The sequence below is a fragment of the Scytonema hofmannii PCC 7110 genome, assembly GCF_000346485.2.
Lineage (GTDB): Bacteria > Cyanobacteriota > Cyanobacteriia > Cyanobacteriales > Nostocaceae > Scytonema > Scytonema hofmannii.
This window is the reverse complement of the sequence record NZ_KQ976354.1, coordinates 6977362-6990171: the sequence shown is the minus strand read 5'-3', so window position 1 is coordinate 6990171 and position 12810 is coordinate 6977362. Positions and strand designations below refer to the sequence as shown.

At 42.0% G+C, this 12810-nt stretch carries 11 protein-coding genes; 5 read left to right on the top strand and 6 right to left on the bottom strand.

What is annotated here, in order from left to right; all coding sequences use genetic code 11:
• Nucleotides 1-14: 14 nt before the first annotated feature.
• Together WA1_RS29180 and WA1_RS29175 are read right to left on the bottom strand one after the other, a co-directional pair.
• Nucleotides 15-1562 (bottom strand): DUF4335 domain-containing protein, encoded by a 1548-nt coding sequence (locus WA1_RS29180; RefSeq protein ID WP_017747056.1) that lies wholly within the window; start codon nt 1560-1562, stop codon nt 15-17.
• The gene (locus WA1_RS29175) at nt 1559-2185 is read right to left on the bottom strand and encodes a DUF3038 domain-containing protein (protein ID WP_017747057.1); all 627 of its coding nucleotides are present in this window, start codon (nt 2183-2185) and stop codon (nt 1559-1561) included. The genes WA1_RS29180 and WA1_RS29175 overlap by 4 nt, the downstream gene beginning before the upstream one ends.
• A 380-nt stretch (nt 2186-2565) precedes the next feature.
• Between WA1_RS29175 and WA1_RS29170 the strand changes: the two genes are divergently transcribed.
• The 3 genes from WA1_RS29170 to WA1_RS29160 all read left to right on the top strand — a co-directional run bounded on the left by WA1_RS29170 (nt 2566) and on the right by WA1_RS29160 (nt 4601).
• Nucleotides 2566-3084: an adenine phosphoribosyltransferase gene (locus WA1_RS29170; RefSeq protein WP_017747058.1), complete on the top strand. Its 519-nt coding sequence runs from the start codon at nt 2566-2568 to the stop codon at nt 3082-3084.
• A gap of 83 nt (nt 3085-3167) precedes the next feature.
• A complete protein-coding gene (locus tag WA1_RS29165; protein WP_017747059.1) occupies nt 3168-4214 on the top strand; it encodes an ABC transporter permease in 1047 nt (348 codons plus the stop codon).
• 102 nt (nt 4215-4316) lie between these two features.
• Nucleotides 4317-4601, top strand: coding sequence for a hypothetical protein (locus tag WA1_RS29160; protein ID WP_017747060.1), 285 nt, complete (start codon nt 4317-4319; stop codon nt 4599-4601).
• A 25-nt stretch (nt 4602-4626) separates the two neighbouring features.
• Here the strand turns inward: WA1_RS29160 and WA1_RS29155 are convergent, their stop codons facing one another.
• From WA1_RS29155 to purL, 3 genes are all read right to left on the bottom strand, one after another.
• On the bottom strand, nt 4627-5592 hold the full coding sequence (locus tag WA1_RS29155; protein ID WP_017747061.1) for an RpnC/YadD family protein: 966 nt from the start codon (nt 5590-5592) through the stop codon (nt 4627-4629).
• 156 nt (nt 5593-5748) lie between these two features.
• Nucleotides 5749-7245, bottom strand: a complete 1497-nt coding sequence (gene purF, locus WA1_RS29150; protein ID WP_017747062.1) for an amidophosphoribosyltransferase — start codon at nt 7243-7245, stop codon at nt 5749-5751.
• Between the two features lie 183 nt (nt 7246-7428).
• Nucleotides 7429-9930: a phosphoribosylformylglycinamidine synthase subunit PurL gene (purL, locus tag WA1_RS29145; protein ID WP_017747063.1), complete on the bottom strand. Its 2502-nt coding sequence runs from the start codon at nt 9928-9930 to the stop codon at nt 7429-7431.
• 472 nt (nt 9931-10402) lie between these two features.
• Here purL and WA1_RS29140 point away from each other — a divergent pair, with 472 nt between their 5' ends.
• Entirely contained in the window at nt 10403-10600 is a 198-nt protein-coding gene (locus tag WA1_RS29140) for a hypothetical protein (protein WP_017747064.1), read from the top strand.
• The gene (locus tag WA1_RS29135) at nt 10600-10986 is read left to right on the top strand and encodes a type II toxin-antitoxin system death-on-curing family toxin (RefSeq protein WP_017747065.1); all 387 of its coding nucleotides are present in this window, start codon (nt 10600-10602) and stop codon (nt 10984-10986) included. Before WA1_RS29140 ends, WA1_RS29135 begins: the two co-directional genes overlap by 1 nt.
• A 1334-nt stretch (nt 10987-12320) precedes the next feature.
• Here WA1_RS29135 and WA1_RS29130 read toward each other — a convergent pair.
• A complete protein-coding gene (locus WA1_RS29130) occupies nt 12321-12806 on the bottom strand; it encodes an allophycocyanin subunit alpha-B (RefSeq protein ID WP_017747067.1) in 486 nt (161 codons plus the stop codon).
• Nucleotides 12807-12810: the final 4 nt, after the last annotated feature.

Genomic DNA, 12810 nt, shown 5'->3' with positions numbered 1-12810 from the left:
AACCACTAACTCTTCTACTGTCCGTACCCCTTCCAAGGAGTCACCTCAAGATTACCGTTAGGTTTGAATACCACTTGGAAGTGAGCAAGAGGTTCTTTGCTGTTAGGCGCAGCTACATTTGAACCATAAACGTCTTGGAACATCTTGGGAAGAGGTGTTTGTCGAAAATAGTCAAAAGCGACTTGATTGAGTGGTTCATAATCCGCGATCGTTCCTTCTTTATTGAGGGCTACCCGGTACTTCAAATCTTTTGGAAAAGAAGTTGTATTACTCAAACTCTGGCGGATAGTGTCAGTCAGTTTTTTATTCAGTGTACTGACTGTGTTGGTGTCAGTAATTTTGCTACCTATAACCTCTGGCGTTTTAGTGTATCCTCGCCAAGGGCTAATTTCCAAAATGCCTCGATTTGTAAAAACGACTTTGAATTGGGCTATCGGTTCATTAGTGATGGGACCTCGCGAACCAGCAGGATTATAAAGAAGCTTGGGTAGGGGAGTTTTCGCCACAGCATCATTGGACTCTTTATTAACTGCTTTATAGCCAATAAGGGAACCATCCCCAGCGACACCAACCCGAAAAACGGAGTCCTGAGTCAATGCTGAGCGATTCGCCCATTCTGGATTAATTTGGTTGTAAACTTGGCGTTGCAATGCACGCAAAACTGATGCATCCGTAATTTCGGGAACCGTGTTTAAAAGTGCTTCTAAATCTTTAACTGCAGTTGGGTTTGGAGTAGTAGCAGTTGCTGTAGGTGTGTTTGGAGTTGGTGTGGGGGTTGTAGGATTCACAGATGCAGCAAGGGAAGCAGGTGTGGACGCTGCGGCTGTAGGTGTGGGAGTAAAAGTAGGGCTTGCAGCTATTGGTTCGTTAGGAGTAGGTGTTGGTGTGACAGTAGGAGAAGCAAGATTGTTGGTACGAGATGTCGTGCTGCTAGTCTTTTGTGTATTGTTTTGTTGCGGTGGACGAACTTCAGGTACTGGGATGATACTAAAAGCAACTGCGGCAGCTGCCAAACTAGTGACACCTATACCGACTGGAACTGCCTGCTTGACCAAAGCTTGGCTGAAGTTGCCATATCGTCTGGCAACAGGTTGTACTTTTAATGACAACTCTGGTAGTGTTTGGCTATCAGCAAAAAATTGGTCTATGGCTTCTACTAAATCAAAAAGCTGCACTGTATTTAAATCGATTTCAGTAGCTTGTTGACCGTGAGAATTTGCACCTGTTTCTTGTGATGCGTTCTCATAGTGTACAGTTAATCTGTGGCGATCGCTACTCACTTTTTGTAACTGCACCAATTCTGACTCTGAGTCATGTGCTTGAGCATGGGGTATGTTGCTTAAAAACTCTTGAGCATAGGCACTGACTGCCCTCACCAAGCTTTCAAAAAACTCCCGTCCTCCTGATATAGGTTTTTTATATCCAGATATATAACATTCTGCATTTACCAATATCGATAATTCTGGGCGCAATTCTTGAAGGTGCGCCGCTCTTGTAGCATCACTCAAACCCTCCAAAAGGAGCGTACAATTAGGTAAACTATACTTACGCTGAATATTCATTCCACTTCACCGTCAAATAGACTAATCCAGAACCTTTGCATTCCAGATGTACCGGTACAAAATAAGAGTTGCCCCAACAAATTTATAGCCAGTTCATCTAATTTTTCATCAGAATTTAATGTATTTAACCCAGAGCGCCGGGGATTCATTCGGCTCTTAAAATGCGCTCTAAATCGCTCTAAGTAATTTGAGAGACGCAAATTTTGTTCTAATGGGATTTGTTTTTCAACCATTTGTTGATACACCATTAACAACTGACGAATCATAACGGTCAGGCGTCGTGCTATGTAGCAAGCAATAACTACTAAAGCTTTTGCCTCTGTTACACTCAAGGTACGACGAGTATGTGCTCTTCGCAGAGGATTTGTGCTACGCATCCGCCACAAATTGACTCTATTTTTTACAATACCTTTAAGATCCAACTCTTCAGCAAATGCCAAAATGGCTTCCGAGCCACCAAGCTCCAAAGCCTCAATCGCCAGTAATAAGAAGTCAATTTGCATCCGAGTCCGGCGGGGACAACCCTGTCCCTCAATCACCGGTTCGGGTAAAGAGTCCAGAATCATTGGCAAAGATTTAGAGGTTGGACTATTATAAGACGTTACACTAGCAGAGACATTCATTATAAAGACCTTGTATGACTTTAACAAAGCAGGTAAAACTAATTTAAAATAAGCAAGCCAATTTTTAAAATTCGACTTGGCTCAGTTGTGGCAAATTACCTATCATTACACTACTTACTCTTTTTACACTAACGTTTCCGTATATTAAAATTTAAACTTTATCAAGCATAAATTCACCTGCCTTAGTTCGTCGTGCCATAATTACATCCCTAGCTTGGTGTAGATTCTAGCAATCGTCAATGGATTTTTTGCTGAAAACTCAATACCAAGCGTATGACATTATAGTGTACGATTTTTGCGGTATGTGGTGACCAGTGACCAGTGACCAGTGACCAGTAACCAGTGACCAGTGAATCCCCACTCCCCACTCCCCAATTTTTATGGATTTAAAATCTCTCATTCGTGACATTCCAGATTTTCCCAAACCAGGAATTTTATTTCGCGATATCACAACGCTACTGCGTGACCCAGAAGGGCTGCGCTACACTGTTGACTTATTTGCAGACCAAATCAACGATGCCAACCTTATGGCAGACTATGTGGTAGGGATAGAGTCAAGAGGGTTCATTATTGGCGCACCACTTGCTTATAAATTAGGAGCAGGTTTTATTCCTGTCCGCAAACCGGGCAAACTACCAGCAGAAGTTCACTCTATTGAGTATGCACTTGAGTATGGTACGGATTGTTTGGAAATCCATAAAGACGCTTTACAATCAGGTTGCCGAGTTCTCGTAGTAGACGATCTAATCGCCACTGGTGGCACGGCCTCTGCAACAGCAAAACTTGTAAAACAAATTGGCTGCGAACTTGTCGGTTTTGGGTTTATCATCGAGCTACGGGATTTACAAGGACGAAAACATTTGCCAGATGCACCAATTATTACTCTTGTGGAATATTAGTGACCAGTGACCAGTGACCAGTGACCAGTGACCAGTGACCAGTGACCAGTGACCAGTGACCAGTGACCAGTGACCAGTGACAAATGACTACTTCAAAAATCTCCTTGGAAGCGAGCCGCGATTGGGTGACAAGAGTGGTCACCAGCGACACATTTCTTTACATAATGAAGCGGCTATTGCAGGCGGTGCTAACTTTGTTTTTGGCTGCGGCGTTGTCGTTTTTTATTATTCAACTAGCACCAGGAGATTATGTAGATACGCTCAGGCAAAACCCTAAAATATCTCCAGAACGAATTGAGGAACTCAGGCGGCAATTCGGTCTTGATAAGTCGTGGCCAGAGCAATTTGGACTTTGGCTGTGGCGAATCCTGACAAAAGGAGATTTTGGGACAAGCTTTGTTTACCAACGCTCGGTATCATCACTTTTGTGGGAGCGCGTACCAGCCACTTTGCTACTAGCTGTCTCCTCTCTGATTGTAACATGGGCGATCGCCATCCCTTTAGGTATTATTGCTGCCGTCAAACAAAATCAATGGGTTGACCGAATTTTTCAAGTCATCAGCTACGTTGGTCAAGGTTTCCCCAGCTTTGTGACTGCCCTGTTTCTGCTGATTTTTGCTCAAAACACCTCACCTGTTTTTCCAGTAGGTGGAATGACTAGCATCAATTTTACTGAGTTAACATGGTTTGGTCAGATATTAGACATTAGCTGGCACATGATTTTACCAACGATCGCACTCAGTGTTACTAGTTTTGCAGGCTTGCAACGTATTACTAGAGGAGAGTTGTTGGATGTATTGAGACAAGATTACATTCAAACAGCCCGTGCCAAAGGATTACCAGAAAACCGAGTGATTTACGTTCATGCCCTCCGCAATGCCATCAACCCCTTGATTACTTTATTAGGTTTTGAACTTGCCAGTTTATTAAGTGGTGCCTTCATTGCCGAATATTTCTTTAACTGGCCTGGTTTGGGAAGGTTAACCTTACTAGCAGTGCAATCCCAAGATTTATATTTAGTAATGGCAAGTTTAGTCATGAGTGCTGTATTGCTAAGCATTGGTAACCTAGTCGCAGACTTGCTATTAAAAATCGCTGACCCCCGCATTCGCTTAGAAAATTTAAATTAGTTAGTTGTTAGTGATGTAGGACAGGCGTCTCGCCTGTCATCGTTAGTAGTTAGTGGTTAACTACTAACCACTAACCACTAACCACTAACCACTAACAAACTTATGTTCTCTGACGTTTATTACTTATTACGCTCAAAAGCCGACGGTCGTTATCTGGTAGCACGTCCTAATCCCGATGATGCTTCAACATATTTACTATTGTTTCGCGAAAACTTTGATGCTTTGAGTTACCTCAACGCCCATGCGGCAGAAGTTGCAAACCGCTTTTCAGTTGAATCGCTTCCTAGTGCTCAATTAGGAAGTTTACTTCAACGCTGGGGTTTTACGGGTGTAGGTATTGTTTCCGATCCACTAGTACCTAATATTGAATTTTTGCAGCAGAAGTAAAAATTATTAAAACACTTCTAAAGTTTCAATTTGGCGAATCATCAAGTTTGTAAAGAGAGCGTAATTCATTTAGATTGCTAACTGTTCTCAAACCTGCCTTAATTGCTTCTAAAACTTCTACATCCTTAATTTCAGATATTTCTGGTAAAAGCTGTAATCCTTCGTTACCAAATTTCAACTCCAAGCCTAGTTCAATAGCTGATAACAAGCCTCGCTGCTTCTCCTGTTTAATAGTTCGATTAATTATCATTTGTTCAAAATTAGTAATATATGGCATTTGTCTCTCCTGCTGATACTCCTTAATTTCTTGCAAAAAACTCGCTTCCACTTCTTCTGGAAGTACCATTACCCAATTGATAAATCGAAACAAATTGAGGACATCTTGTCTTTGATAGCCTCGTTCGTAAAGTCGTCTTGTAAGATAAAACTTCCAATATTTGCGACTTTCTTGGTCATTGCGAGTTTCTTGTGCTTTCAAGTGAGCCATGACAACAGTAGCAAAAGGATTGTCTGTGTTTTCCAGTACTTGCCACTGCTGTTTATAGTCTATCAACTTAATCACAGGAAATTTAAAACTGATTGCACAACCCCAGAGTTGAGACTCAAATGTATTAGGTCTCCAACCAGAACGTTCATCGCTTAACACTGCCATGCTAACAACTTGACGATTATATCTGTCGCGAATCCGGTAGTTATAAACAAACATTCGCTCAGCAAAATTCGATTCTTCTTGGTTCTGAATCTCCACATGGACAAGTACCCAAGTTTCATCACCACTTGTTCGCCAAACTTTGACTAACTTATCTGCCAAGCGTCTACCAAGTTCTGCATCCCTGACAATTTGTTGCAGTTCAGTGTCCAGAAACTCATAACCTCTTGTCCAATCAATTTCAGCATGAACTTGTGGGAAGAAAAAAGCAATGAATTCCGCAAAATATTTATCTAAAGACTCTTTCCAAGGACTATCATAGTCCGCTCGTTGTTCTGTCATGAAAGCTAGAGTATATCCACTACGTGCAGTCAGTAGATTCTCTCATAGTTTAGCTAAATTTTGTATAATATAAATAATCTTCAATAAAAATACAGACGCAGATAATTGTCCAAAAATTATCCGCGTCCATCTGCGTTCATCTGCGGTTCAAAACACCTAAACCGACGTTTTTTCCAACACCAACTTAGAACCCTTAAGCGGTTCGGGAACTAGAACAGGATATTTTCCTGTAAAGCAAGCAGAGCAAAAGCTACCAGATTCTTCTCGCGTTGCTTCTATCATGCCATCCCAACTTAGGTATGCCAGAGTATCCACCTCAAGTTGCTTGGCAATTTCTTCAACTGACATCCGGGCTGCAATCAAATGATCTTGACTATCAGTATCAATCCCATAAAAACAAGGGTGAGTCACCGGAGGAGAAGAAATTCGCATATGCACTTCTAGCGCACCAGCATCACGCAAAGCTTTAACCAGTTTGCGGCTTGTAGTTCCCCTAACAATAGAGTCATCGATAATCAGAACCCGTTTGCCATACAGCACGTCTTTCAGGGGATTTAGTTTCATGCGGATACCCAATTCCCTCATACTTTGTGTAGGTTGAATAAAAGTACGCCCCACATAGCGATTCTTAATCAGCCCTTCCGCATAGGAAATACCAGAGATTTGTGAGTAGCCAATTGCAGCAGGAATACCAGAATCAGGGACACCAATTACTAAATCAGCATCAACAGGAGATTCTTGAGCTAATCGCCGTCCCAAACGCATTCTGTAGCTGTACAAGCTTTCTTCATGCATAACGCTATCGGGACGGGCAAAGTAAATCATCTCAAAAATACACAGTTTCCTTTGCGACTTGGGAGTCCATTGAAATGATGCTAAACCTTCCTCATTAATCCAAACCACCTCTCCCGGTTCCACATCACGCAGGTATTCAGCACCAATAATATCTAGGCCACAAGTTTCAGAGGCGAGAACGTAACGGACTGGATTCCCTTCTAAAGTGCCAATCACAAGAGGACGAATACCGTTGGGATCGCGGACTCCCATCATCCCACTGGGAGTTCCAATGACTAAACTAAAGGCTCCTTGACAACGATGAAATGCCCGAATAGCACCTTCTAACCAATCTTTACCCGCATTGACTTCTTCCGCGATCGCAAAAGCAATCATTTCGGAGTCAGTGGTTGACACGAGATTGCAGTTGTTGTTCACCAACTCCTCGCGTAGTTGTCCCGTATTGACTAAATTACCATTATGTGCAAGTGCCAGAGAACCCAAACGAGTTTCAACCACAGCAGGCTGAGCATTGACTTTGCGACTCGAACCCGTTGTTGAATAGCGAGTATGACCGACGGCTAGACTTCCTACCAAATCTTGCAAAACTGACTCGTTAAAGACTTGGGAAACCAACCCCATGTCTTTATGTAAATGAACTCTTTCACCCTCAAATGTGGCGATCCCAGCCGATTCTTGACCCCGGTGCTGGAGAGCATACAATCCAAAGTAGGCTAGTTTTGCAACGTCTTGTTCTGGTGCGTAAATACCAAAAACACCGCAAGCTTCTTCTGGTTTATCCGGGCGATTTTCTTCGTTATTCATTAAGTTATTGAGCGACTCTGGATGGTCTGCATGGGCGGAATGCTTGGGGATCATGCTGGCTATGCTCCTGATGAGGTGTTAAATTTTTGGGGATATATTAAGAGGATAGTCGGAGAAGTCTTAAAAAAACCTTAACCATCCATTAAAACAGTATTGCAGTCCTTATCAGGAACGCCAATAGCCTGAGAAGAAAGGAGTTGATATTTTGATTTTTTCCTCCTTACAACTCATTCTTTTCTAACTAGAGGAAGTATTCTGGATGGTCAAACGTCTTTCAAGCGCGTTGAAATAGCGATCGCTTACATCATCTATGCTAACGCTAACTAAAGTTTGGTCATCAGTTGTTAAAACCCGCAAACCCAATTGGGATTTTCCCACCTTGCCAAGTTTTTGCCAGTGATTAGCTACTTGTCCCCCTAAGAAAGTCTCCCAGGTTTCTTGTTGTTCTAATGCAACAGAGACTACAATTCGCGCACCACCCTCACCAAAAAGCACTTCATCCCAACGGAGAGAGAAAAAATCTCCTGCTTGGTCATTAGCTGATATTGATAACTTAATTTCCGCACCAAGTTTAGCTGTAATACAACATTCAGCAAGAGCAACAGCCAATCCACCCTCAGCACAATCATGAGCCGAACGAATCCAACCCCGACGAATACCTTCACGACAAACTTGTTGTATTTGACGTTCCAATTCAAAATCCACTTTTGGTGGTTTACCAGCCACAGTAGAGTGGACAGTTGCTAGATACTCCGAACCACCCAATTCGATTTTGGATTTTAGATTTTGGATTTTGGATTGGGGGATTTCGGATTTCGGATTTTGGATTTTGGATTTTGGATTTACAGGTAAACCCAAAAGATAAATAATATCGCCTTCTGCTTGCCAAGCTTGACCGCAAATTTGAGTAAGATCCGGAATCAATCCCACCATACCCACAACAGGAGTAGGGTATATGGGTTGTGGGTTTCCTTGAGAATCAAGAGTTTCATTGTAGAGAGAAACATTACCACCAGTCACTGGAGTTGCGAGTTCGCGACAAGCTTCAGCCAAACCGCGACAAGCTTCTGCTAATTGCCAGTAACCAACAGGCTTTTCCGGGCTGCCAAAATTTAAATTATCAGTTACAGCCATTGGTTCTGCCCCCACACAACTGAGATTGCGTGCAGCCTCAGCCACAACTGCCTTAGCTCCTTCATAGGGATCGAGGTAAACATAACGGGGATTGCAATCAACTGTAGCCGCTACGGCTGATTTTGGATTTTGGGATTTGGATTTTGGATTTTGGCTCGGAGATTCTTTCTCTTTCCCCGACTCCCCACTCCCCACTCCCCACTCCCCCTCCTGAGGGCGCAACCGCACAACAGCAGCATCAGCACCGCCCGGTAACAGAACAGTGTTATTCTGTACTTGATGGTCGTATTGACGATAAACCCAGCGTTTGGAAGCAACAGTTGGCGTATCTAGTAACGTCAACAAAATATCATTCCAACTGTAGAACTGCCCCTGAATCTCAATACCCGCAGCAGTACAAGGCGGCAAAGCTTCAGAAGTCCACTCCCAAGCTTTTTGAGCGTATTCCGGTGGTTCTGCCAACAATTCTCGATGATATAGTGGCGTATTTTCTGCCAAAGCTTGAGCAGGAATTTCTGCAGCCACTTCTCCTTGAAATAAAATTCTAACAATAGGTTCGGCAATGACAGTTCCTGCAACAACTGCTTGCAATTCCCAACGATGGAAAATATCAATTAACTCTTGTTCGCGTCCCTTATGGGCAACAAACAGCATCCGTTCTTGCGACTCAGAAAGCAAGTACTCGTAAGGAACCATTCCCGTTTCCCTAACAGGAATTTTATCTAAATCGAACTCAATCCCCACACCCCCCTTGGCTGCCATTTCTGAGGTAGAACAGGTGATCCCAGCAGCGCCCATATCCTGTGCAGCCACAACAGCGCCTGTTTTAAACGCCTCCAAACAAGCTTCAATTAATGATTTTTCCAGAAAAGGATCGCCCACTTGCACTGCAGGACGGTCATCCATAGACTCTTCACTCAGTTCCGCACTGGCAAAACTTGCACCTCCCATACCATCGCGTCCGGTCGTAGAACCTACGTATAGTACGGGGTTTCCTATACCAGATGCACCAGATTTTACAATTTCTGTTGTCTCCATCAATCCCAGTGCCATGACGTTCACAAGCGGATTATCAGAATAAGCAGGGTCAAAGTATACTTCACCGCCAACAGTGGGAACGCCAACGCTATTACCATAGTGAGAGATTCCGGCTACCACCCCACTAAACAGCCGTTGTGTTTTAGCATCCTCTAAGGAACCAAAGCGTAAGGAGTTGAGAACAGCAATGGGACGCGCACCCATTGTGAAGATATCGCGAAGAATGCCGCCCACACCTGTTGCTGCGCCTTGAAAGGGTTCAATAGCAGAGGGATGGTTGTGAGATTCAATCTTAAACGCAAGTCGCAAACCATTATCTAAATCGACAACACCTGCATTTTCACCCGGACCAACGAGAATGCGAGGTCCTGTTGTGGGAAATTGTTTGAGTAAAGGGCGAGAATTTTTGTAGCAACAATGTTCGGACCACATTACACCAAACATACCCAGTTCGGCTTTATTGGGATGGCGTCCCAATCGTCGCACAATTTCTTCATATTCTTCTGGTTTTAAACCTTCATCAGCTATTTCTTCAGGAGAAAAAGGAGCAGAGGAGATGCTGGTCATGGAAATACGCACCAAGGGGACAGAGGTTTATTTTAGCGATTTGTGAACCTTTTGCGTCATTAAAGTCACCTGCTATTTCTTGTGGTACGGGCATCTTGCCCGTCTCATGTCAGAAAAATTTTAAGTACAGTAGCTAGAGCATTGGTCTATTAGTCACAAAGGAGGCAAAAAACCTGGTTTCTATGAGTCGGAAAGCTTGATATCTCGTATGCTCAACTTGAAGAAACCGGGTTTTTGAGATTACTGGACTGATGCTCTAGGACTAAAGCCCACTCACACGTTTAAAAACACGTCTTCTTTTCTAACCAAAGCTTCAAATAACTAAGCATATATTCAAGTATTTTCCCCATTATTAATAAAAAATCCTGCAAAATATAATAATTATCATCAAACAAGCCGAAAAATCAACCACTTGTAAGATGTAAAATGTTTTAGTGCTACATTAGTAGTATAATTAAATCTGTAAAGAGTTATGAATACGGTTACAATTCAACTTACTGACGAGCATTTGTTAAAACTGCAAGAAACAGCTACTCATCTTGGGATGTCGTTAGAAGAATTAGTACTGAAGAGTGTTGAAGAGTTACTGGAGCGGTCAGAAGTGACTTTTAAAGAAGCTACAGATTATGTTCTTCAAAAAAATTCTGAACTGTATCAACGGTTAGCCTAATGCGTTATCTAACTCTAACCGAGATTGTAGAACTTTATCACCGTGTAATTGAGCAATCTGGTGGTTCTGTAGGTATTGCTAATACAGGTGGATTAGAGTCAGCTATAGCTCAACCGCAGATGACCTTTGGTGGAGAAGAACTTTATCCTACCATTATTGAAAAAGCATCAGCACTTTGTTTTTCTTTGATTAAAAACCATCCTTTTATAGATGGTAACAAACGTATTGGTCATGCTGCAATGGAAGTTTTCCTTATCTTAAACGGCTATGAGATTAACGCAGCAGTGGACGAACAAGAACAGGTGATTTTACAAGTAGCTTCTGGTCGGTTAAGTCGGGATGAATTTACTGAATGGCTTCGCAGTCATATAACTCCTAGACCATAGCAATCCTAATTGAATTGCGAGAAAATACTTAATTTCTCATGAATGATTTAGGATTGCTTGTATAGTGCCATACTTGAAAACGTGAGGGATTATTAGTTTGGTGAAAACTACCCAAGTATTTCCACTATTTCTTAACAGAAAAACATGAATGGGTAGGTATTCTTTATTCTTCTAAAGAACCCTAAGATTATCGAAGAATTTACACCATAGCCGAGATACTCCTTTCCCGCCCAAAGATGACTTATTTAAATGAACCGCAAAGACGCAAAGGACACGAAGAAAGAGGAGAAGAAGATAGGTAATCTTATAGCGGGAAGGGAGTAAGATAGAAGAAATCAGACAGACCAATGTACTTACCAGTGTTGGTGACATAACTGCCAGAGTCTGCTAATGCTCATGATGTTTCATTTGAATTTACTGTGGAAATACGTATTTTCCTGGGTAAAGCCCAAGGTCATGGGGTGCATTTAAGTATTTTCAACATTTCAACTATAAAGACTATTTCATACAATAGAAATTAGCTTGAGTAAAGCATGAAATTTTAAGTAATTGTTGGTACAGCAATTTTACTTACAATGGTGTTCGGAATGCGCTAGCTTCCGTATCCAACCATTGCAGACAAGTGTCATGCTTGCTTTAGTTAATGAAATTCTAATTTTTTTGGGTGTTACTACAGTAGTACTTAACAGAATTGTTACAGAAAACCTAAAGATTGGATTGGTGGTTTATCGCACAACAAAAATTATAGAAATGCTAGGGAATCAATTTTAGCTTGACAATTCCAATATATTAACACTAGAACACACTTACTTATTTACCAGCATGAAGTAGCTTCCGTAAACTTTAACTTTAAAAAAGCAAAGGTAAAAGATGGAAAGCCGCTATGTATATTATTTTTTCATCCATTCTGATGTACGTAGGTCATAATGGCTACTTACTTAGAAAAACAATTTTATTGTAATACAAACTACATTTTTAGATCTAAAATAGTGGTAATGCACCTTAGACTTATAAAGTTGAACTTGTCAGTATAGTCTACTGCAAATAATTGTGGTGATGACAATCACCAGTGCTCATGATTAAGATCCTATTCTTCATACAGTCAAATTGGGAGAATACAAACAACTGAACTCTAGCCGAGTCATTAATAGGGAACACACTAATTGCCGACAGCCCAACAGATGGACTGTCGGCTTTTTGTTTTAGGGTTAGTTGCCCCAACAAAATTTCCCCACAACCCGCTAGTAACCTGACAGAAAACCTGCCATAGCCACCACCAGGTGTGGGGAAAATCCAGCTAATATAGATGTATTAGTGATGCCGATCGCTAAGTACTAGGACATTGCTTGGATAATGTAATCAAAGTAAGGAGCGGCTTCTACAGCATCATCTGTGTTAAGTAAGTCAAGAGAAGCTTTCTTCAGACAGCTGATAGCTTCTACCATTCCAGGTACCGGTACGCCGAGCGAGTTGTACATTTCTCTGACACCAATTAAACCAATTTTTTCAATTGGTTCTTTGTCACCAGAAAGTACCCCATAAGTAATTAGGCGCAGGTACCAGCCAAAGTCACGGACACATAGAGCACGCTGGCGATCGCCGTAAGCATTGCCACCTGGAGCAATAAAATCGGGACGCTTTTGCCAAAGCTGCTTGGTAGCTTCCTGAACTATCTTTTTCTCATTTTCGGCTAGGATACCGACAATGCGAATCCGTTGTACGCCAGTTTGCAAATAGTCTTTGATATTCTTGAGTTCGCCACTGCTAGGATAACGCAGTTCGTCATCGGCTTTGAGAATAACTTGGCTTACTACAGTCATGGTT